Raw genomic sequence first — 21,451 nt, 5'->3', positions numbered from 1 at the left:
GAGGGATGAACCCGGGTGCACCAAATTGCGTTTCGCGTTTGTGCGCGACCCGAACGGGGCTTATTGTCGGCCCCACTTGTCAGCGTCGACGGTGTGACGACGGAGGGTCTGATGGCGGCTAGGAAGACGGCAGCAGCGGACGCCGCTGCGCGGCAGACGACTCCGGCGCCGGCGAAGAAGGCGCCGGCCAAGAAGGCACCCGCGACGACGACGAGGACGGCGAAGGCCGCAAGCACGACAACCACGAAAGCCCGCGCCAAGGCTCCGGCGAGCACGTCGAAGGCCACCGAGAAGAAGACTCCGGCAAGCACCGAGCAGAAGAAGGCCACGGCCGCCCCGAGGACCGCCACGAAGGCCGCCACGAAGACCGCCCCCAAGAGCACCGCGAAGACGACCCCGAGGACCAGCGCGAAGGACAGCGCGACGCACAACCGCACCGGCACGGCGGCCAGCTCGGCCACCAGCCGGTCCACGGCGGCGAAGAAGCCGACCGCCACACCCTCATCCCGAGCAGGTGCCGCCGGCGCGAAGACCGCCGCGACGGCTCCTGCACCCCGAACCAAGAAGGCAGCAGTGACGACGAGTTCAACCGCCCCGAGGGCGACAGCCAAGAAGTCCGCTGCGAAGAGCGCAGCCAAGACCACCCGCCCCTCCGTCGACGCTGCGAAGCTCACCGAGCAGCTGCAGGTCAAGGAGGACGAGAGCCCCTGGAGCGAGGAGGAGATCACCGAGGTCCGCGGGATCCTGCTCGAGGAGATCGAACAGCACCGGGTCGAGCTGCGGCTCGCCGAGGAGGAGCTCGACCAGATGATGCGCGCCTCCGGCGACGGCGCGGGCGACGACCAGGCCGACGCCGGCGCCAAGACCGCCGAGCGGGAGCACGAGATCTCCGTGGCGGCGAACGCCCGAGCCAGCCTGCGCCAGGCGGAGCACGCGCTCGAGCAGCTCGACGCCGGCACCTACGGAATGTGCGAGGAGTGCGGCAACCCCATCGGCAAGCTTCGACTTCAGGCCCGTCCTCGTGCGACCCTGTGCATGACATGCCAGGAGAAGCAGGACCGCCACTGACCCCCGAGCACGCCACGTCGACCCCCCGAGCGGGGGTCGACGGCGTGTCCGCCGCCCCGACGACCGACCCGGCCGACACCGAGACCTCGACGGAGACCTCGCGTGAGAGACCGACCGACGCCTCGACCAACGCCTCACCCCACGCCCCGACCGTGACCTCACCCGACCCCGCTGACGACAGTCGCCCCGCACCCGGCCGGCGCAAGCGGCTCTTCGTGGTGCTCGGGGTCGTAGCGGTCGTCGCCTACGTCACCGACCAGCTCAGCAAGGTGGTCGCGCTCGACGTGCTCGCCGACGGGGAGCCCCGCCCCTTCTTCGGGCAGCTCATCCGCTTCAAGCTCATCGGCAACCCCGGCGCGGCGCTCTCGCTCGGCGCCGGCAACACCTGGGTCATGACCGGTATCGCCATCGCCGTCCTCGTGGCGATCGTCGTGGTCGCCCGCCAGCTGGGCTCGCGCGCCTGGGCCATCGCCCTCGGCATGCTGCTCGGGGCCGCGCTGGGCAACCTCACCGACCGCTTCGTCCGGCCACCCGGCGGTGGCCAGGGACACGTCGTCGACTTCATCGACTACAACCGGTGGTTCATCGGCAACGTGGCCGACATCTGGATCGTCTCGGCCGCGGTCCTCATCGTCCTCCTGGCGATGCTCGGCATCGGCGTCGACGGCCGACGCGACCACCGCAGCCGCGGGGGCGACGACGATGCCTGAGCTGCGCACCGTCCTCGTGCCCGACGGCCTGGAGGGCGAACGCGTCGATGCCGGGGTCGCCAGGCTCTTCGGCGTCTCCCGCACCAAGGCCGCCGACCTGGCCGCCGACGGCCACGTCGTGCTCGACGGCAAGGCCGTGGCCAAGTCCGAGCGGCTCTCGGCAGGCTCGATGCTCGAGGTGTCACTGCCCAGCGCCCAGGAGAGCCCCAGCCTGCAGGTCATCGCCCAGCCGGTGCCCGGCATGAAGATCATCCACGACGACGACGACATCGTCGTGGTCGACAAGCCGGTGGGGGTCGCCGCCCACCCGAGCGTCGGATGGACGGGTCCGGACGTCGTCTCGGGACTCGCCGCCGCGGGCTACCGCATCTCCACCTCGGGAGCGCCAGAGCGCCAGGGGATCGTCAGCCGGCTCGACGTGGGCACCTCCGGACTCATGGTCGTCGCGAAGAGCGAGTACGCGTACTCCCGGCTCAAGCACGCCTTCCGCAGCCGCACGGTCGACAAGACGTACCACGCGCTCGTGCAGGGCCTGCCCGACCCGGTGGTCGGCACCGTCGACGCACCGATCGGGCGGCACCCGGGCCACGACTACAAGTTCGCGGTGATGAGGAGCGGCAAGCCGTCGGTGACCCACTACGAGGTCATCGAGGCCTTCCGGCACGCCAGCCTGCTCGACATCCACCTCGAGACGGGCCGCACGCACCAGATCCGCGTGCACTTCGCGGCCCTGCACCACCCGTGCTGCGGCGACCTCACCTACGGCGCGGACCCGAAGCTGGCCGCCCGCCTCGGCCTCGAGCGCCAGTGGCTGCACGCCGTCGGGCTCGGCTTCGAGCACCCGGGCACGGGCGACTACGTCCACTTCGAGAGCCCGTACCCCGAGGACCTGCAGCGGGCCCTGGACGTCGTCGCGACGTTCTAGGACCCTCACCCTCCAGCTGAGGTCGAGAGACGCTCGGTATGCCGTCCGGGCCCCGTCCGTGGGCCCGGACGGTCTCGTCGTGCCCGGGCCGACGACGGGCCCGAGACCCCCGCCGCGACACCCGCGGCGACACCGACTGCGACACCGGCTCCGACACCGACTGCGACACGCCAGGAGTGTCCCCGGCGAGGCTTAGACTCATCCACGATGTCGACCGAAGCCGCCCCGAGAAACGACCAGAACTTCGTGCACCTCCACGTGCACACGGAGTACTCCATGCTCGACGGGGCGGCCCGCATCGGCGACCTCTTCAGCGAGGCGGCCCGCATGGGGATGCCGGCCCTGGCCACCACCGACCACGGCTACGTGTTCGGCGCCTACGAGTTCTGGAAGAAGGCGCAGGGCACCGGCGTCAAGCCGATCATCGGCGTGGAGGCCTACATCACGCCCGGCACCCACCGCAGCGACCGCACCAAGGTCAGCTGGGGCGACGGCGGCCGCGACGACGTCTCGGGCAGCGGCGCCTACACGCACATGACGATGCTCGCGAGCAACAACGAGGGCATGCACAACCTGTTCCGGATGAGCTCCATCGCGAGCCTCGACCAGGTCTACACGAAGTGGCCGCGCATCGACCGCGACCTGCTGTCGACCTACGGCAAGGGCCTGATCGTCACCACCGGGTGCCCCTCGAGCGAGATCCAGACCAAGCTGCGCTTCGGGATGTACGACGAGGCGCGTGAGGTGGCCGCCGAGCTTCGCGACATCTTCGGCAACGAGAACGTCTTCGTCGAGCTGATGGACCACGGCCTCGACATCGAGCGGCGCACCCAGAAGGACCTCATCCGCCTGGCCCGCGACCTCAAGCTGCCGCTCGTGGCCACCAACGACCTGCACTACACCCGGGCCGAGGACGCCAAGGCGCACGCGGCCCTGCTCTGCGTGCAGTCCGGCTCGACCCTGATGGACCCCAACCGGTTCAAGTTCGACGCCGACGACTTCTACCTCAAGTCCGCGCAGGAGATGCGACACCTGTGGCGCGAGCTGCCCGAGGCGTGCGACAACACGCTGCTGATCGCCGAGCGCTGCGAGGTCTCCTTCGAGGAGGGGGAAGGGCGCTACATGCCGCGCTTCCCCTGCCCGCCGGGGGAGGACGAGACGTCGTGGTTCATCAAGGAGGTCGAGACCGGCCTGCAGCGCCGCTTCCCCGAGGGGGTGCCCGACTACGCCCGCAAGCAGGCGGCCTTCGAGGAGGACGTCATCGTCTCCAAGGGCTACCCCGGCTACTTCCTCGTCGTCGCGGACTTCATCAACTGGGCCAAGCGCAACGGCATCCGCGTCGGGCCGGGCCGTGGCTCGGGTGCCGGGTCCATGTGCGCCTACGCGATGGGCATCACCGACCTCGACCCCATCCCGCACGGCCTGATCTTCGAGCGCTTCCTCAACCCCGAGCGCATGTCGATGCCCGACTTCGACGTCGACTTCGACGAGCGCCGGCGCGGTGAGGTCATCCGCTACGTGACGGAGAAGTACGGCGAGGAGCGCGTCGCCCAGATCGTCACCTACGGCACCATCAAGGCCAAGCAGGCCCTCAAGGACGCGAGCCGCGTGCTCGGCCACCCCTTCTCGATGGGCGAGAAGCTCACCAAGGCCATGCCGCCCGACGTCATGGGCAAGGGCATGCCGCTCGCCGACGTCTTCAAGCCCGACTCCAAGCGCTACAACGAGGCGGTCGACTTCCGGGCCGTCCACGACGAGGACCCGCAGGCGCAGGAGGTCGTGGCGACCGCCCTCGGCCTCGAGGGCCTGAAGCGCCAGTGGGGGGTCCACGCGGCCGGCGTCATCATGAGCAGCGAGCCGCTCGTCGACGTCATCCCGATCATGCGCCGCCTGCAGGACGGCCAGATCATCACGCAGTTCGACTACCCCAGCTGCGAGAACCTGGGCCTGGTCAAGATGGACTTCCTGGGGCTGCGCAACCTCACGATCCTCGACGACGCCATCGAGAACATCAAGCTCAACCGCGACGAGGACATCGACCTCGACGCCCTGTCCAAGGACATGACCGACAAGGCCACCTACGAGCTGCTCGGCCGTGGCGACACGCTCGGCGTCTTCCAGCTCGACGGCGGCGGCATGCGCGCGCTGCTGCGCCTCATGCAGCCCGACAACTTCGAGGACATCTCCGCTGCTCTCGCGCTCTACCGACCGGGGCCGATGGGCGTCAACGCGCACACCAACTTCGCCCTGCGCAAGAACGGCAAGCAGGAGGTCATCCCGCTCGACCCGCAGCTGAAGGGCAAGCTGCAGCCCGAGATGGTCGAGGCCCTCGACCCGATCCTGAAGATGACCTACGGCCTGGTCATCTACCAGGAGCAGGTCATGGAGATCGCCCAGAAGCTGGCCGGCTACACCCTCGGCAACGCCGACCTGCTCCGCCGCGCCATGGGCAAGAAGAAGAAGGAGGTGCTCGACGCCGAGTACGTCCCCTTCTCCGAGGGCATGAAGGCCAACGGCTTCAACGAGGCCTCGATCGCCGCCCTCTGGGGTGTCCTCGTCCCGTTCTCGGACTACGCGTTCAACAAGGCGCACACGGCGGCATACGGCCTCGTCTCGTACTGGACCGCCTACCTCAAGGCCAACTACCCGGCCGAGTACATGGCGGCGCTGCTGACGAGCGTGCGCGACGACAAGGACAAGTCGGCGCTCTACCTCAACGAGTGCCGGCACATGGGCATCAAGGTGCTGCCGCCCGACGTCAACGAGTCGATCGCCAACTTCGCGGCCGTGGGCACCGACATCCGCTTCGGCCTCGCCGCCATCCGCAACGTCGGCCTCCCGGTGGTCCAGGCGATCATCAAGGCGCGCGAGGAGAAGGGCGCGTTCGCCTCGTTCAAGGACTTCCTCTCCAAGGTGCCTGCCGTCGTGTGCAACAAGCGCACGATCGAGTCCCTCATCAAGGGCGGCGCCTTCGACTCGCTCGGTGAGTCCCGCCGCGGCATGGTCGAGGTCCACGAGCGCTACATCGACGCCCTCATCGAGGTCAAGAAGCAGGAGGCGATCGGCCAGGACAGCCTCTTCGGCAGCTTCGGTGACGACAGCGCCGCCGACGGGCAGCCGGGCCCGGGCGCCTTCGACGGCCTGCCCCCGGTGCCGACCCTCGAGTGGGACAAGGCGACCCTGCTCTCCTTCGAGCGCGAGATGCTCGGGCTCTACGTCAGCGACCACCCGCTCTTCGGCATCGAGCACATCCTCGCCACGCACGCCGACACCTCCATCGCCGCACTCATGGGCGATGACCCCAAGCCCGACGGCACCCCCGTCACCGTGGCCGGCCTCATCACGAGCCTGCAGCTCAAGCGCACCAAGAAGGGCGACCTCTGGGCGATCGCGACGGTCGAGGACCTCGACGGCGCCGTCGAGTGCCTCTTCTTCCCGTCGGCCTACATGACGTACTCCACGATGCTGGCCCAGGACACCGTGTGCGCGGTCAAGGGCCGGGTCAGCGCCCGTGACGACTCGATCTCGATCTTCGCCCAGGAGCTGACCATCCCCGACATCAAGGAGGGGCCGCGAGGCCCGGTCGTGCTGACGCTGCCCCTCGGGCGGGCCACCCCGGCCATCGCCGAAAGCCTCAAGCGGGTCCTGGGCGAGCACCCGGGGGCCACCGAGGTGCAGGTCAAGCTCACCCAGCCCGGCCGGTCGGTGCTGATGTCGCTCGACGACTCCCTCCGCGTCAACGCGACCTCGGCCCTGTTCGGTGACCTCAAGGCCCTGCTGGGTCCGGCCTGCCTCAGCTGACGGGCCGGCGATGCGCGAGACCGACCGCCGGCGCCTGCGCCGGGCGCGGATGGCAGCCCTCGGGCTCACCCCGCCGCTCGGCACCACCTCGCCGGGCGTGCCGGTGTCGGCGCTCGAGGTCGCTCGCGAGCTCGGGGCCCTCCAGGCCCAGGACTACGCCAGCGGCGCGTGGTCCCTCGGGGTGCGCACCGGCCTGACGCTCCGGCAGGTCGAGCAGGCGGTCGTCGACCGTCAGGTCGTGCGCACCTGGCCCATGCGCGGGACCATCCACTGGGTGCCAGCCGAGGACGCGCGATGGATGTGCGAGCTTCTCGCGGCGCCCCGCAGCACCAGCCTGGCCACCCGGTTCGCGCAGCTCGGGATCACCCGGGCGGATGTGGAGCGGTCCGGCGCCGCGTTCGAGGAGCACCTCGGCCGGCCGATGAGCCGGCCCGACGTCGCGGCCCTGCTCGTCGAGCACGGCATCGACCCGACCGACCAGCGCAACTACCACCTCATCGGCTACCACTGCATGACCGGCCTGATCTGTCAGGGTCCCCTGATCGGCAAGCAGCCGAGCTTCGTGCTCATCGACGCCTGGGTCCCCCACTCGCGCAAGCCATCCCGCGAAGAGGCGCTGGCCATCATGGCGGAGCGCTACGTCCGCGGCCACGGCCCCGTCACCGAGAAGGACCTCGCCGGCTGGCTCCTCAAGCCCTTGTCGTTCACACGGGAGGCCCTGGCGCTCGTGCAGGACCGGCTCGTGCGCGAGGACCTCGACGGGCAGGTGTGGCTCACGCACGTCGACGCTCGCCCCGTCCCCGAGGGCCCCGGTGGCGTGCACCTGCTGCCCCAGTGGGACGAGTTCCTGCTCGGCTACAAGTCACGCGACGTGACCCTGCCGTCCGAGCACTTCGCCAAGGTCGTGCCCGGGCGAAACATGGTGTTCAAGCCGACCCTGGTCGTCGACGGAGAGGTCGCCGGCACCTGGCGACGGGAGCAGAGGCGAGACCGCGTCCGGGTGGAGGTGCAGCCCTTCACCCAGCTGTCCGCCCGACGGTGGCGCGAGGTCGACCGCGCCGCGGCGGCATACGGCGTCTTCCTCGGGACCGAGGCCGAGGTCGTACGCGTCGGGCCGGGACTGCCGGCACCACCGCAGGTCTCGTCGGACGCTGCGGCGCGGACCGGGAGCGGCTGAGTGGCCCGGGGGGCGATCCCGCCGTCGCCACTGCCACCCCGTCACGGCGTGGACGCCCAGCGCTTCCGTATGCCGCAGGGCGGGCCGTGGCCGACCCTGCGCGACCACCTCGTGGAGCGGCTCTCGCCAGGGCTGGCAGCGGACGAGGTCGACCGCATGCTCGAGGCGGGCGAGTTCGTCGACGCGTCAGGGGTCCCGGTGGCTCCGGAGGCGCCGTTCGTGCCGCAGGCGGCCGTCTGGGCGCACCGTGACCTGCCCGACGAGGTCACGCACCCGGACCAGCCGGTCGTGCTGCACGGCGACGAGCGCCTCGTCGTCGTCGACAAGCCCCACGACATGGCCACGATGCCCCGCGGGCGACATGTCGTGCAGAGCGCCTTGGCCCGCACCCGGGTCCTGACCGGTGAGCCCCGCCTGGCTCCGGCGCACCGCCTCGACCGCCCGACGGCGGGGGTGCTGATGTTCACGACCGAGCAACGGTGGCGCGGGGCCTACCAGCGCATCTTCGCCGAGGGCCGGGCGCACAAGGAGTACCTCGCCGTGGCGCCGGTCCGCCGCGGCCTGGCGCTACCTCTCGTGCGCCGCACCCACATCGTCAAGGAGCACGGCACACACCAGGCCCGCGAGGTCGACGGAGCGGTGCCCAACGCCGAGACGCTCGTGGAGCTGCTCGCGACGGCCCGGGGAGCCGGGGGCGAGGACCTCGGCCTCTACCGGCTCAGCCCACGCACGGGCCGTACGCACCAGCTGCGGTGCCAGCTGTACGGCCTGGGCATCCCCATCGTCGACGACCCGCTCTACCCGGTCGAGCGAGACGTGCCCCTCGACGACTTCGGCACTCCGCTGCAGCTGCTGGCGGCCGTCCTCGCCTTCGACGACCCCGTCGACGGGACGCCCCGCAGGTTCGTCAGCAGGCGTCGGCTCTCGGCGTGGCCGGGGGAGTGGCCCCTCTCCTGACCTCCCCGGCGACACCCAGGTCGCGTTCATGCGGCGTTCAGCGCCCCGTGCCTGTCTCGACGCGCGGACGTCGGGGCTCCGGTCTAGGGTGACGCGCAGACCGAGCGGAGGAGCCGGTCACAGGGAGGAAGCACATGCGTCACACTCGTCCTGCCCTGCGCCGGGTCGCCGCGGTCACCACCGCTGCACTCGCCGTGGGCATCACCCCGTTCGCCCTGGCCGCACCGGCCTCGGCGGCGGCCCCGACGGAGCTGTTCATCAGCGAGTACGTCGAGGGCTCGAGCAACAACAAGGCGCTCGAGATCTACAACGGCACAGGCGCGCCCGTCGACCTGGGCGCCGCCGGCTACAACGTGCAGGTCTTCACCAACGGCAGCACGACCGGAGGGTCGCCCATCGCCCTGACCGGCTCCGTCGCGAACGGCGACGCGTTCGTCCTGGCCAACAGCTCCAGCACCAACGACCCGCTGCTGCGGGCGGCGGCCGACCAGCTGAGCGGTTCGGTGACCTACAACGGCAACGACGCCGTGGCGCTGCGCAAGGGCACCACCGTGATCGACGTCATCGGGCAGATCGGCAACGACCCGGGCGCCGCCGGGTGGGGGACCGACCCCGCCAACACGACCGACAACACGATCCGTCGCAAGGCCTCCGTCACCGCCGGCGACCCCGACGGCTCCGACGCCTTCGACCCGGCCGTGCAGTGGGACGGGTTCGCCACCAACACCTTCGACGGTCTCGGCAGCCACGCCGTCGACGGCGGTCCTGCCGCCGACGTCGCGCCCTCGGTCGCCTCGACGACCCCGGCTGACGGCTCGTCGACCGTCGCCGTCGACGCGAGTCCGACGGTCACCTTCTCCGAGCCGGTGACGGCCGCGGCTGGGGCGTTCACGGTGTCCTGCTCGCTCTCGGGCGCCAAGACCCTCGCCGTCGCCGGCGGTCCCACGACCTTCACCCTCGACCCCTCCAGCGACTTCGCCCGCGGTGACGCGTGCACCCTGACCGTGTCGGCGTCCGCGGTGACCGACCAGGACGCGATCGACCCGCCCGACACCCTCCCGGCGGACGTCGTCGTGCGGTTCTCGGTGCCGGCCGCCAACCCGTGCGAGGCCAGTGCGACGCCGGTTCCGGCAATCCAGGGCAGCGGCGCCACCGCGGCGGTCACCGGCTCCGTCACGACCCGTGGCGTCGTCGTCGGTGACTACGAAGGCCCGTCGCCGGCCCTGCGCGGGTTCTTCATCCAGGACCCCACGGGTGACGGCGACCCCGCCACCTCCGACGGCATCTTCGTCTTCGAGGGCAGCAACGCCGACACCGTCCAGCTCGGCGACCTCGTCACCGTCAAGGGCACCGCCGGCGAGAACCAGGGTCAGACGCAGGTCAGCGCGGCCACCATCACGGTGTGCGGCAAGGGCACGGTCACCCCGACGGAGGTCCGCTTCCCCGTCGCCTCGCCGACCGTGCTCGAGCGCTACGAGGGCATGTTCGTCACGCTGCCGCAGGACCTGAGCGTGACCGAGCACTACCAGCTCGGCCGCTTCGGCCAGGTCACGCTCGCCCAGGGTGGCCGCCTCGAGCAGCCGACCAACGTCGTCGCGCCGGGCGCCCCGGCCGCCGCGCTCCAGGCCGCCAACGACCTGCGCAAGATCATCCTCGACGACACGTCACAGGCCCAGAACGTCGACCCCATCGCCTTCGGGCGCGGAGGGCAGCCGCTCTCGGCGGCCAACACCCTGCGCGGCGGTGACATCGTCACCGACCTCACCGGAGTGCTGACCTACACCTGGGGTGGCAACGCGGCGAGCGGCAACGCCTACCGCATCCGTCCGACGAGCGCCGCCGCCACGGTGGACTTCCGGCCGGCCAACCCGCGGCCGGCGACCCCGCCGGCAGTGGGCGGACACGTCCGTGTCGTCGGGATGAACCTGCTCAACTTCTTCAACACGCTCGACACCACCGGCAACAACTGCAAGGGCGGCCTCACCGGTGAGGTCATGGACTGCCGCGGCGCCAACACCGACACCGAGTTCGACCGCCAGTGGCACAAGACGGTCGCCGCCGTCTCGGGCACCGGGGCCGACGTCGTCGCCTTCATGGAGATGGAGAACGACGGCTACGGGCCCGACAGCGCCGAGCAGCTCCTCGTCGACAAGCTCAACGCCGTCGACGGCGCCGGCACCTGGTCGTTCATCGATGCCGACGCGCGCACCGGGCAGACCGACGCCCTCGGCAACGACGCGATCAAGGTGGGCATGCTCTACAAGCCGGCCGCAGTGACCCCGGTGGGCACCACGGCGGCGCTCAACTCCGTGGAGTTCGTGGGTGGGGGCGACCCCGCGCCGCGCAACCGCCCGTCGCTCGCGCAGGCGTTCCGCGACAACACCACCGGCGGCACGTTCGTGGCGGTCGCCGACCACCTCAAGAGCAAGGGCAGCGCGTGCAGCGTTCCCGACGCCGGCGACGGCCAGGGCAACTGCAACGCCGTCCGGGTGCGCTCCGCGCAGCTGCTCGCCGACTGGCTGGCCGGCGACCCGACCGGCACCGGTGACCCCGACGTCCTCATCCTCGGCGACATGAACTCCTACGCCAAGGAGGACCCGATCACCACCCTCGGGAAGGCCGGCTACGCCAACCTCATCGAGCAGCGCAACGGTCGGGAGGCGTACTCCTACGCCTTCGACGGGCAGTGGGGCTACCTCGACCACGCCCTCGGCTCGGCCTCGCTCAGCAGCCAGGTCACCGGGGTCGGCGACTGGCACGTCAACGCCGACGAGCCCGCGATCCTCGACTACAACACCGAGTTCAAGACGCCCGGCCAGGTGACGAGCCTCTACGCGCCCGACCAGTTCCGCATCTCCGACCACGACCCCGTGGTCGTGGGCCTGGACCTGACCAACGCCGCGCCGACCATCGGTTCGGTGACGGGACCGTCCTCGGCCGTGTCGGTAGGCGCCCCGGTGAACGTCGACGCGACCTTCGCCGACGCCGACCGGCTCGACAGCCACACGGCCTCGGTCCAGTGGGGTGACGGGTCCACGTCGGTCGGCACCGTCAGCGGTGACGCCGTGAGCGGCCGCCACGTCTACTCGGCGGCGGGTGTCTACACCGTCACAGTGACCGTCACCGACCAGTGGGGCCACGCCGGCACCGGCACGACGACCGTCGTGGTCTACGACCCCGCCGCCGGGTTCCTCACCGGTGGAGGCTGGTTCACCTCGCCCCAGGGCGCCGTGGCTGGGTCCCCGTCGGCGAGCGGCAAGGCGGAGTTCTCCGTGTCGGCCAGGTATGCCACGGCTGCCGCCCGTCCGGACGGCTCCCTGACGCTGGTGACGCCGGGCCTGGCGCTCGCCTCGACGGGGCTCGACTGGCTCGTCGTCACCGGCAACACCGCCCGCCTCGCGGGCCCGGCGACGGTCGACGGCGCGCCCGGCTACCGCTTCGAGGCGACAGCCACCGACGCGGCGACCGACACGCTGAGCGTCGTCGTCCGTGACGCCTCCGGTGCCGTCGTCTACGACAGCGGCAGCCAGCGGGTCCAGGGCCAGGTCAAGCTGCACTGACCTTGCAGGCCAGTGCTGACGAACGGCGCCCGGCGGGGTCATCTCCCCGCCGGGCACCGTCGCGTCGTGCCTCAGGGTCCGTAGAGTGAGCGGAATGCAGCAACCCCCGACCGCCCGGCGCGACCCTGTCGCCCGCGAGCACCACGGTGACCGCTTCGACGACCCCTACGCCTGGATGGCCGACCGTGAGTCCTCCGAGCTGCGTGAGCTGCTCGTCGCCGAGAACGCCTACGCCACTGAGCGCACCGAGCACCTGCGTCCGCTCGCCGAGCAGGTGTTCGAGGAGTTCCGCTCGCGCATCGAGGAGACCGACCTGTCGGTTCCCGTGCGCCACGACCGGTGGTGGTACTACTCCCGCACCGTCGAGGGCGAGCAGTACGCCGTCGAGGCCCGGGTCGCCGTCGCCGACCACCCGGAGCGGCCCGCTCTGGACGCCGGCCGTCCTCCGGCCGGCGAGCAGGTCCTGCTCGACCAGAACGAGGAGGGCCGCGACCACGAGTTCTTCGCCGTCGGCGCGAGCGAGGTGTCGCCGGCCGGCGACCTGCTGGCGTATGCCGTCGACGTCGTGGGCGACGAACGCTACGACGTGCGTGTCCGCCGGATCGACGACGGCGTCGTGCTGGACGACGTGGTCCGGCGCACCGGTGGCTCGCTCGCCTGGTCGCTCGACGCCCGGTACTTCTTCTACACCCGCGTCGACGAGGCGTGGCGCCCCTTCCAGGTGTGGCGGCACGAGGTCGGCACACCGGTGGAGGGCGACGTCCTCGTGCACGAGGAGGCGGACGAGCGCTTCTTCGTCGGCGTCGGCACGTCCCGCGACGACCGGCTCGTCCTCATCGCGATCGGCTCGAAGACCACGAGCGAGTTCCGCGTGCTCGACGCGGACGACCCGCTGGGGACGCCCCGGATCGTGGCCGAGCGGCGCCACGGTGTCGAGTACGACATCGAGCCCTTCGGCGACCAGCTCCTCGTCACCCACAACGCGGGCCGCGTCAACTTCGAGCTGGCGCTCGCGCCGGTGACGAGCACCTCGGCCGACGACTGGGTGCCGCTCGACGTCACGAGCGAGGACGAGTACGTCACAGGGGCAGAGGGATTCGACGACTTCATCGCCGTCTCACTGCGCCGCGAGGGGGGCACGGGGATCCGCGTCATCCTGCGCGACACCGCAGCCGCCAACGGCCTGGGCGAGGCGCACGACATAGCGGTGGGGGAGCCGATCGGCACCCTCCACGTCGGCGTCAACCCCGAGGCGAGCACGCCGACGCTGCAGGTCGTGCACGAGTCGCTCGTCACGCCGCGCACGGTCGAGGACTACGACGTCCGGTCACGCACCTTCACCCTGCTCAAGCAGCAAACGGTGCGCGGCGACGTCGACGTGCGACGCTACCGGCAGCGCCGCGAGTGGGCCACCGCCCCCGACGGCACGCGCATCCCCATCTCCGTCGTCCACCGGCACGACGTCGAGGCCGACGGGACGGCGCCGGGACTGCTCCACGCCTACGGTGCGTACGGCATCTCGAGCGACCCCTGGTTCTCGGTCCTGCGCCTCTCGCTGCTCGACCGCGGCTGGGTCTTCGCCATCGCCCACGTGCGCGGCGGCTCGGAGATGGGACGGTCCTGGTACGACGACGGCAAGCTCGAGGCCAAGCCCAACACCTTCACCGACTTCGTCGCCTCCGCCGACCACCTCGTCGACAGCGGGATCGTCGCCCCCGACCGCCTTGCGGCAGAAGGCGGCTCGGCCGGTGGCCTGCTCATGGGCGCCGTCGTCAACCTCGCCCCGGAGCGCTTCCGCTTCGTGCACGCGCAGGTCCCCTTCGTCGACGCCCTCACGACCGTCCTCGACCCGAGCCTTCCGCTCACGGTGGTCGAGTGGGAGGAGTGGGGCAACCCGCTCGAGGACCCGACGGCATACGCCCTCATGAAGTCCTACACGCCCTACGAGAACGTGCGTCCGGCCCGACACCCGAGCCTGCTGGTGACCGCGGGCCTGGACGACACCCGCGTCTACGTCACGGAGCCGGCCAAGTGGGTCGCCGCACTGCGGCACGCCGACCAGCAGGTCGAGGACCCCGCCCAGATCCTCTTCCGCACGGAGATGGCCGCCGGCCACGGCGGGCGGTCCGGCCGCTACGACCTGTGGCGCCAGTGGGCCTGGGAGACGGCCGTGCTCATCGACCAGACGTCGTGAGCACGGCCGCCTCCCGGCGCCGTCCGCGGGTCAGGACCCGTAGATCGCGGTGACCCACTCGGGGTGGTCGATGAACGGGTTCCGGTTGTGCTGCCAGGTGTCGTAGATGACCTGGTTGCGCCGCTTCTCGAACGCGTCCGGCGGGTCCTGCAGGTTCCACGCCTTGAGCACCGAGATCCTGCCGATGTAGGGGGCGGTGCCGTTGCCGACGAGGTTGTCGGGCTCGAGGTCGGCGAAGCCGTCGCCGCCGTCCCAGCGCACCGCCATGTAGAAGATCATCCGCGCCACGTCGCCCTTGACGGCGTCACGCGGCTCGAACGAGTCGCCGTCGCTCCGGCAGCCGGTGCACTGGGCGACCGCGGAGCCGCCGTTGTCGAAGTCGAGGTTCCCGCGGGTGCTGTTGACCGTCACGTCCTCGGGCCGCAGGTGGTGCACGTCCGTGCCGGGGCCGTTGACGGTGCCGAAGTCGCCGTGGCTCTTGGCCCAGACGTGCTCGCGGTTCCACTGGTCGACACCGCCGCCGTTGTCCGACTTGGCGATCGAGCGGCCCGAGTAGACCTCGATGACGTCGTTCGGGTTGTTCGGGTCCTGGTCGGTGTCCTTCAGGGCGGTCCAGACCTGGTCGTAGGTCAGGGTCGTGGCACCGCTCGAGATGATCCGGTGCAGCTCGGTGTGCAGGGCGGAGCCGGTCTTGCCGATGGCGGAGGCGTAGTAGGTGGAGTCATAGGGGCTCGTCGTGCCCGTAGGCGCCGGGGCCGTCGTGCTCGTCGCGCTGGTCGGGCTGGTCGTGCTCGTGGGGCTCGTGCTGGTGGAGCTGCCGCTGAACGCGAAAGCAGTGGTGGAGGTCATGCCGGGGTGCGAGAAGTACGCCGACAGCGCGCCCGTGACGTCGAGCTGCCGGCCCATCAGCGACGGGTTGCTCTGCAGCCCCCATGACGACCGGAAGGCCGACGGGACCTGGACGTAGAGCATGCGGCTCGTCGACGTCTCGGACGCCGAGTCGGCGATGGCGAGGGCGTAGTCGTTGGGGAAGCCCGACCGCACGACGGTGCTGGTCCCGGTGGGCTGGCCGACGACGTAGCCGCGCACGGTGGCGCTCTGGCCGTCCTGCGAGCCGATCGCCTGCGAGACGGTGAGAGGAGCCGCGGCCACGAGGGCGGGCGCGGCGGCGCGGGGGAGCGGCGGCCCGGACGCGGGCGTGCCGGCGGCTGCGGTGAGCGCGACGCTCGGGGGCACGAGCGCGACGGTGAGTCCGGTGACGACGGCGGCGAGACGACGCCTGGCGATGACGACGGGCACGGGTTCTTCTGTCCGGAAGGGATGTCCGGTGGTTACCGGACGCTCGGCGCCCGGTGTGTCGGGCGGCGCTCCGAGCGTGGCGGACGGCGTGTGCACACCGGGTCAGTCGTTGGTCTGACCTTCGTCTCGGCCGGTTCAGGATTCGGCAGCCTGCGCGCCCGGGCCTCCGCCGGCTGAGACCGCGGTCCTCGGCAGGTCGAGCGCCTCTTAGACTTGTGACCCATGATGTCCTCCCTCGACCTGCGCGGCCGCACGCTCGACGTGCGCTTCCTGCGCCGGGAACTGCCCCGAGCCGAGTTCGACGTCACGGCCGCCCTCGAGCAGGTGCGGCCGATCTGCGAGGACGTCGAGCATCGCGGTGCCGCGGCGCTGCGCGACCTCGGTGAGCGCTTCGACGGTGTCCGGCCCACGCACCTGCGGGTGCCGCGCGCCGTGCTCCGCTCGGCTCTCGAGCAGCTCGACCCCGACCTGCGCACCGCGCTGGAGGAGTCGATCCGCCGCGCCCGCCTCGTGCACGCCGACCAGCGCCGCACCGACACGACCACCGAGGTCGTGCCCGGTGGCACCGTCGTCGAGCGCTGGGTGCCCGTCGACCGCGTCGGCCTCTACGTCCCGGGGGGTCTGGCCGTCTACCCGAGCAGCGTCGTCATGAACGTCGTCCCGGCCCAGCTGGCCGAGGTCGGCTCGCTGGCCGTCGCCTCGCCGCCGCAGCGCGAGAACGTCGGCGAGTTCGCCGGCTACCCCAACCCGACCATCCTCGCCGCGTGCGAGCTGCTCGGTGTCGACGAGGTGTATGCCGTCGGCGGCGCCCAGGCGGTCGCCATGTTCGCGCACGGCTTCGTCGACGACGACCCCCAGTGGGGCGAGGTCGACGGCGAGCGTGTCGTCTGCGACCCCGTGTCGCTCGTGACGGGCCCGGGCAACATCTGGGTCGTCGCCGCCAAGCGCCTGCTCAAGGGGCTCATCGGCATCGACGCCGAGGCCGGCCCCACCGAGATCGCCGTCCTCGCCGACGACTCGGCCGACCCCGACCACGTCGCGGCCGACCTCGTCAGCCAGGCCGAGCACGACCCGCTGGCCGCGTCGGTCCTCGTCACCGACAGCGAGGAGCTCGCCGAGCGCACCCGTCAGGCGCTCGCCCGCCGCGTGGCGGCCACGAAGCACGCCGAGCGCGTCACCGAGGCGCTCGAGGGCACGCAGTCGCGCATCGTCCTCGTCGACGACGTCGACGCCGGCCTCGACGTCGTGAACGCGTATGCCGCCGAGCACCTCGAGATCCAGACAAGGGACGCCGCCGAGGTGGCGGCCCGGGTGCGCAACGCCGGTGCCGTCTTCGTCGGCCCGCACAGCCCGGTCAGCCTCGGCGACTACGCGGCTGGCTCCAACCACGTGCTCCCGACCGCCGGCTGCGCCTCCCACTCGAGCGGCCTGTCGGTGCAGTCGTTCCTGCGTGGCATCCACGTCGTCACCTACGACGAGCCCGCGCTGCGCGAGATCGCCCGTCACGTCGTGACCCTCGCCCAGGCCGAGGACCTCCCGGCCCACGGCGAGGCCGTGACGGCGCGCTTCGGCGACGAGGTCCCCCGGTGAGCGGGGCCGACCGGGAGACGTCGGCAGGGCAGGAGGTGCAGCGGCTGCTGCGCCCTGACCTGCGCGGCCGCACGCCCTACGGCGCCCCGCAGCTCGACGTCCCCGTCCGCCTCAACACCAACGAGAACTCCTACCCGGTGCCGCAGGTGGTCGTGGACGCCGTCCTCACGGCCCTTGCCGAGGACATCGCCTCCCTCAACCGCTACCCCGACCGCGAGTTCACCGACCTGCGCAAGGCGCTGACGGCATACCTCGAGAAGCAGTCGGGCGTGTCGGTGACGCCCGAGCAGGTGTGGGCGGGCAACGGCTCCAACGAGGTGCTCTCGCACGTCGTCCAGGCGTTCGGCGGCCACGGCCGCACGGCGCTCGGGTTCACGCCGAGCTACTCGATGCACCCGATCATCAGCGAGACGCACGGCATGACGTGGGTGGACGGGCTGCGCTCTGCCGCAACCGAGCCCGACGCCTTCGACCTGACGCCGGAGTCGGCTGCCGCGCAGGCCCGCGAGCACAACCCCTCGGTCGTCTTCCTCTGCTCGCCCAACAACCCGACCGGCACGGCGCTGCCGTTCGAGGTGATCGGTGCGGTGCTCGAGGCGTCGCCCGACGCGATCGTCGTCGTCGACGAGGCGTATGCCGAGTTCGCCCGTCCCGGAACGCGATCCGCGCTGACCCTCCTCGCCGGGCACCCGCGGCTCGTGGTGACCCGGACGATGAGCAAGGCTTTCGCCTTCGCCGGCGGACGCCTCGGCTACCTCGTGGCCGCGCCGGAGCTCGTCGACGCCCTTCGGCTGGTCCGTCTGCCCTACCACCTGAGCAGCCCGACCCAGACGATCGCCCGGGTCGCCCTCGAGCACGCCGACGTCATGCTCGGCACCGTCGAGGTCATCAAGCACCAGCGCGACCGCATCGTCGAGCGCCTGGCCGAGCTCGGTGCGCGACCGGTGGCGAGCGACAGCAACTTCGTGCTCTTCGGTGGTCTGCGTGACGAGAAGGCCACCTGGGAGGCGCTGCTCGACGAGGGCGTCCTCGTGCGCGACATGGGCATCGCCCACCACCTGCGCGTCACGGCCGGGGACCCCGACGAGACGACCGCCTTCCTCGAGGCCATGACGCGCCTCGCCCCCACCCACGTCGAGCGTGAGGAACACCAGGCATGAGCCAGACCACCCCCGCCGGCACGCCGACCGGCCGGAGCCGCACCGCGAAGATCACCCGGACGACCTCCGAGTCGTCCGTCGAGCTGTGGCTCGACCTCGACGGCACCGGCAGGTCCGAGATCTCCACGGGCGTGCCGTTCTACGACCACATGCTCCACTCGCTGAGCAAGCACTCGCTCATCGACCTCACCGTCAAGGCCACCGGCGACGTCGACGTCGACGTGCACCACACGGTCGAGGACACTGCGATCGTCCTCGGCCAGGCCCTGCGCGAGGCGCTCGGTGACAAGTCCGGCATCTCCCGCTTCGGCGACGCCACGGTGCCGCTCGACGAGGCGCTGTGCCACGCCGTCGTCGACGTCGCCGGTCGCCCCTACGTCGTGCACGAGGGGGAGCCGGAGGGGCAGCAGTACGCCCTCATCGGCGGACACTTCACCGGCTCCATGACCCGCCACGTCCTCGAGTCCTTCGCCTACAACGCGGGCCTGTGCCTGCACGTGCGGGTGCTCGCCGGCCGCGACCCGCACCACATCGTCGAGGCGCAGTTCAAGGCCGTCGCGCGGGCGCTGCGCGCCGCCGTCGCCCCCGACCCGCGCGTCGTGGGCATCCCCAGCGCCAAGGGCGCCCTGTGACCGTGCAGGTGTGCCGATGAGCGCTGACGTCGTCGTCCTCGACTACGGCAGCGGCAACGTCCGCTCGGCCGTGCGCGCGCTCGAGCGCGTCGGCGCCAGTGTCACGCTGACCTCCGACCCGGTGCGCGCGCTGGAGTGCGAGGGCCTCTTCGTGCCCGGCGTGGGCAACTTCCACGCCTGCATGGCCGGGCTCGCCGCCGCCCATGGGCCCCGCATCATCGGCCGGCGCATCAGCGGCGGTCGTGCGGTACTCGGGATCTGCGTCGGGATGCAGGTGCTCTTCGACGGCTCCACCGAGCCCTCCGAGCACCCCTTGGAGGGGCTCGCCGAGTGGCCGGGCACCGTCGAGCGGCTGCCCGCCGACGTCGTGCCCCACATGGGCTGGTCCGAGGTGCGCGCGGCCGAGGGGTCCACCCTCTTCGCGGGCGTCGAGCACGAGCGCTTCTACTTCGTCCACTCGTATGCCGTCCAGGACTGGACGCTCGAGGCCACCGGCGCGTTCGCGCGGGTGGCACCCCGGGTCACGTGGGCACATCACGGCGCCGACTTCGTCGCAGCGGTCGAGAACGGTCCGCTCACCGCGACCCAGTTCCACCCCGAGAAGTCGGGCGAGGCAGGTCTGCACCTGCTCGAGAACTGGGTCCGCAGCCTCTGACCCCTGCGATCCCGTCGAGAGGCCACGACCGGCCGCTCGAACCCGTCGAGAGGCCACGTCCGGCCGCTCGAACCCGTCGAGAGGCCACGTCGTGCCGCCCATCCCGTGGGCCCGCGCCGACCCGGGGATGCGGCCCACGGCATACTCGGGAGGCCAGTCCACCCCACCGAGGAGCACGCCCCGCGATGACCGCACCGACCGACCAGCCCCGCCTCGAGCTGCTTCCCGCCGTCGACATCTCGGGCGGTCGCGCCGTCCAGCTGGTTCAGGGCGTGGCCGGCAGCGGCGGCGAGTTCGGCGACCCGTGGGAGGCGGCGTCTCGCTGGCAGGAGCAGGGCGCGGAGTGGATCCACCTCGTCGACCTCGACGCCGCCTTCGGCCGCGGCAGCAACCGCGAGCTCATCGCCACGATCGTCGGTCGGCTCGACCTGCAGGTGGAGCTCTCCGGCGGCATCCGCGACACCGAGTCCCTCGAGGCGGCGCTCGCCACGGGCTGCCGCCGGGTCAACATCGGCACGGCCGCCCTCGAGGACCCCGAGTGGACGGCCTCGATCGTCGCGGCGCACGGCGACCGGGTCGCGATCGGCCTGGACGTCCGCGGCACGACGCTCGCGGCGCGTGGCTGGACCCGGGAGGGCGGCGACCTCTGGGAGACCCTCGCGCGGCTCGACGCGGAGGGGTGCGCCCGCTACGTCGTGACCGACGTCAACAAGGACGGCATGCTGCAGGGGCCCAACGTCGGGCTGCTGCGCGAGGTCTGTGCCCGCACCGACCGCCCGGTGGTCGCGAGCGGCGGGGTGTCGACGCTGGACGACATCGCGACGATCCGCGAGCTGGTCGGCGAGGGCGTCGAGGGCGCGATCGTCGGCTCGGCCCTCTACCGGGGCGCCTTCACGCTTCCGGAGGCCCTCGACGTCGCCGGGCGGCCGGGCGCATGACGCCCGCGACACCCGCCCACCACGACGAGTCCGGCCGTCCGGCCGACTCGGCCGGTCAGGCCTGGGAGGGCAAGTCGATCCCATCCCACGGGTTCTCCGGGGACACGGGGGAGGCCGACCAGACCCTCGTGCGCGCGCTCGTCGCCGCGAACGAGGCGCCGGGGGATGAGGCGGAGCTGGCCGTGATGGAGAAGGTCGCGAGGGCCCGGTGGCTCGTGCCGGTCGTCGCCGTGGCGGCCGAGGTCGACGACTCGGGCGCGCACGCTGTGGACACCCGCAGCGACATGGCAGCCGTCACGCTGACCTCACCGGACGGCTCCCGCGCGCTGCCGATGTTCACCTCGCTCGAGAGCCTGGCCGCCTGGGACCCGACCGCGCGGCCCGTCCCTGTCGCAGCGGCATCCGCCGCCCAGGCCGCGATCAGCGAGGAGTGCCAGGTGCTCCTCGTCGACGTCGCCTCCCCGCACGCGGTCGTCCTGCGGCCCAGCATGCTGTGGGCGCTCGCGCAGGAGCGCGCCTGGGAGCCCAGCCATCGTGACGCCCACGTGGCGGCCGCCGTGCGTCGCGCCGTCGAGCCGGAGCCCCAGGTGTCGGCCCACCGTCTCGAGGCGGGGGAGCCGGCCGGCGCGGGCGTCCTGCGCGTCGTCCTGGAGCTCCATCCGGGCCTCGACGCCGAGCAGCTGGGCGCGATCGCCACCCGGATCGGCGAGCGGATCGCGACTGACGGCGAGACCCGTGCGAGGATCGATGCTCTGACGTTCGCGCTCGAAGCGGCGCGCTGAGCA

Annotated in this window: 16 protein-coding genes; 14 read left to right on the top strand and 2 right to left on the bottom strand. The window is 71.7% G+C overall.

Translation table 11 applies throughout. The features are described from left to right. The coding region (locus tag ABD241_RS15145; protein WP_344064332.1) for a hypothetical protein at positions 1 to 497 on the bottom strand (497 nt) is incomplete at its 3' end. A 76-nt stretch (positions 498 to 573) separates the two neighbouring features. On the opposite strand from ABD241_RS15145, the gene ABD241_RS15140 reads away from it, so the two are divergent. The 8 genes from ABD241_RS15140 (at position 574) to ABD241_RS15105 (ending at position 14,392) form a co-directional block, all read left to right on the top strand. Then, positions 574 to 1,068 carry a TraR/DksA C4-type zinc finger protein gene (locus ABD241_RS15140; protein ID WP_142186399.1) on the top strand — a complete coding sequence of 165 codons (495 nt, stop codon included), beginning with the start codon at positions 574 to 576 and terminating at the stop codon, positions 1,066 to 1,068. A gap of 44 nt (positions 1,069 to 1,112) precedes the next feature. Next, the gene (lspA, locus tag ABD241_RS15135; RefSeq protein WP_344064327.1) at positions 1,113 to 1,778 is read left to right on the top strand and encodes a signal peptidase II; all 666 of its coding nucleotides are present in this window, start codon (positions 1,113 to 1,115) and stop codon (positions 1,776 to 1,778) included. Further along, positions 1,771 to 2,703: an RluA family pseudouridine synthase gene (locus tag ABD241_RS15130; protein ID WP_344064324.1), complete on the top strand. Its 933-nt coding sequence runs from the start codon at positions 1,771 to 1,773 to the stop codon at positions 2,701 to 2,703. Before lspA ends, ABD241_RS15130 begins: the two co-directional genes overlap by 8 nt. 207 nt (positions 2,704 to 2,910) lie before the next feature. Continuing rightward, positions 2,911 to 6,504, top strand: a complete 3,594-nt coding sequence (dnaE, locus tag ABD241_RS15125; RefSeq protein ID WP_142186403.1) for a DNA polymerase III subunit alpha — start codon at positions 2,911 to 2,913, stop codon at positions 6,502 to 6,504. Positions 6,505 to 6,514: 10 nt separating this feature from the next. Next, positions 6,515 to 7,681, top strand: a complete 1,167-nt coding sequence (locus ABD241_RS15120) for a winged helix DNA-binding domain-containing protein (RefSeq protein WP_344064318.1) — start codon at positions 6,515 to 6,517, stop codon at positions 7,679 to 7,681. A gap of 48 nt (positions 7,682 to 7,729) precedes the next feature. Then, positions 7,730 to 8,638 (top strand): pseudouridine synthase, encoded by a 909-nt coding sequence (locus tag ABD241_RS15115; RefSeq protein WP_344064315.1) that lies wholly within the window; start codon positions 7,730 to 7,732, stop codon positions 8,636 to 8,638. Between the two features lie 134 nt (positions 8,639 to 8,772). After that, positions 8,773 to 12,198 carry an ExeM/NucH family extracellular endonuclease gene (locus tag ABD241_RS15110; RefSeq protein ID WP_344064311.1) on the top strand — a complete coding sequence of 1,142 codons (3,426 nt, stop codon included), beginning with the start codon at positions 8,773 to 8,775 and terminating at the stop codon, positions 12,196 to 12,198. A 94-nt stretch (positions 12,199 to 12,292) separates the two neighbouring features. Continuing rightward, positions 12,293 to 14,392, top strand: coding sequence for a S9 family peptidase (locus ABD241_RS15105; protein ID WP_344064307.1), 2,100 nt, complete (start codon positions 12,293 to 12,295; stop codon positions 14,390 to 14,392). A 30-nt stretch (positions 14,393 to 14,422) separates the two neighbouring features. On the opposite strand, the gene ABD241_RS15100 is transcribed toward ABD241_RS15105, so the two are convergent. Next, the gene (locus ABD241_RS15100; RefSeq protein WP_344064303.1) at positions 14,423 to 15,691 is read right to left on the bottom strand and encodes an endonuclease; all 1,269 of its coding nucleotides are present in this window, start codon (positions 15,689 to 15,691) and stop codon (positions 14,423 to 14,425) included. 222 nt (positions 15,692 to 15,913) lie between these two features. Here ABD241_RS15100 and hisD point away from each other — a divergent pair, with 222 nt between their 5' ends. The 6 genes from hisD (at position 15,914) to ABD241_RS15070 (ending at position 21,448) form a co-directional block, all read left to right on the top strand. Further along, on the top strand, positions 15,914 to 17,281 hold the full coding sequence (gene hisD, locus ABD241_RS15095; RefSeq protein WP_344064299.1) for a histidinol dehydrogenase: 1,368 nt from the start codon (positions 15,914 to 15,916) through the stop codon (positions 17,279 to 17,281). Beyond that, positions 17,278 to 18,441, top strand: coding sequence for a histidinol-phosphate transaminase (locus tag ABD241_RS15090; protein ID WP_344064296.1), 1,164 nt, complete (start codon positions 17,278 to 17,280; stop codon positions 18,439 to 18,441). The genes hisD and ABD241_RS15090 overlap by 4 nt, the downstream gene beginning before the upstream one ends. After that, positions 18,438 to 19,073, top strand: coding sequence for an imidazoleglycerol-phosphate dehydratase HisB (hisB, locus tag ABD241_RS15085; protein ID WP_344064293.1), 636 nt, complete (start codon positions 18,438 to 18,440; stop codon positions 19,071 to 19,073). The genes ABD241_RS15090 and hisB overlap by 4 nt, the downstream gene beginning before the upstream one ends. A gap of 16 nt (positions 19,074 to 19,089) precedes the next feature. Continuing rightward, on the top strand, positions 19,090 to 19,728 hold the full coding sequence (gene hisH / locus ABD241_RS15080; RefSeq protein WP_344064290.1) for an imidazole glycerol phosphate synthase subunit HisH: 639 nt from the start codon (positions 19,090 to 19,092) through the stop codon (positions 19,726 to 19,728). 185 nt (positions 19,729 to 19,913) lie between these two features. Next, a complete protein-coding gene (priA, locus tag ABD241_RS15075) occupies positions 19,914 to 20,666 on the top strand; it encodes a bifunctional 1-(5-phosphoribosyl)-5-((5-phosphoribosylamino)methylideneamino)imidazole-4-carboxamide isomerase/phosphoribosylanthranilate isomerase PriA (protein ID WP_344064287.1) in 753 nt (250 codons plus the stop codon). Then, complete coding sequence (locus ABD241_RS15070; protein WP_344064284.1) at positions 20,663 to 21,448, top strand: SseB family protein; 786 nt, start codon at positions 20,663 to 20,665, stop codon at positions 21,446 to 21,448. Before priA ends, ABD241_RS15070 begins: the two co-directional genes overlap by 4 nt. Positions 21,449 to 21,451: the final 3 nt, after the last annotated feature.

This window comes from Terrabacter lapilli, from assembly GCF_039531305.1.
Lineage (GTDB): Bacteria > Actinomycetota > Actinomycetes > Actinomycetales > Dermatophilaceae > Terrabacter > Terrabacter lapilli.
Note: the sequence above shows the minus strand (reverse complement) of the source record. Positions and strands in the feature narration are given on the sequence as shown.

What these genes read in the sequence shown, in the direction of transcription:
- ABD241_RS15105 (WP_344064307.1), top strand. Translation starts at nt 12,293, where the DNA reads ATGCAGCAACCCCCGACCGCCCGGCGCGACCCTGTCGCCCGCGAGCAC.
- dnaE (WP_142186403.1), top strand. Translation starts at nt 2,911, where the DNA reads ATGTCGACCGAAGCCGCCCCGAGAAACGACCAGAACTTCGTGCACCTC.
- hisD (WP_344064299.1), top strand. Translation starts at nt 15,914, where the DNA reads ATGATGTCCTCCCTCGACCTGCGCGGCCGCACGCTCGACGTGCGCTTC.
- hisB (WP_344064293.1), top strand. Translation starts at nt 18,438, where the DNA reads ATGAGCCAGACCACCCCCGCCGGCACGCCGACCGGCCGGAGCCGCACC.
- ABD241_RS15070 (WP_344064284.1), top strand. Translation starts at nt 20,663, where the DNA reads ATGACGCCCGCGACACCCGCCCACCACGACGAGTCCGGCCGTCCGGCC.
- ABD241_RS15110 (WP_344064311.1), top strand. Translation starts at nt 8,773, where the DNA reads ATGCGTCACACTCGTCCTGCCCTGCGCCGGGTCGCCGCGGTCACCACC.
- ABD241_RS15120 (WP_344064318.1), top strand. Translation starts at nt 6,515, where the DNA reads ATGCGCGAGACCGACCGCCGGCGCCTGCGCCGGGCGCGGATGGCAGCC.
- hisH (WP_344064290.1), top strand. Translation starts at nt 19,090, where the DNA reads ATGAGCGCTGACGTCGTCGTCCTCGACTACGGCAGCGGCAACGTCCGC.
- ABD241_RS15130 (WP_344064324.1), top strand. Translation starts at nt 1,771, where the DNA reads ATGCCTGAGCTGCGCACCGTCCTCGTGCCCGACGGCCTGGAGGGCGAA.
- priA (WP_344064287.1), top strand. Translation starts at nt 19,914, where the DNA reads ATGACCGCACCGACCGACCAGCCCCGCCTCGAGCTGCTTCCCGCCGTC.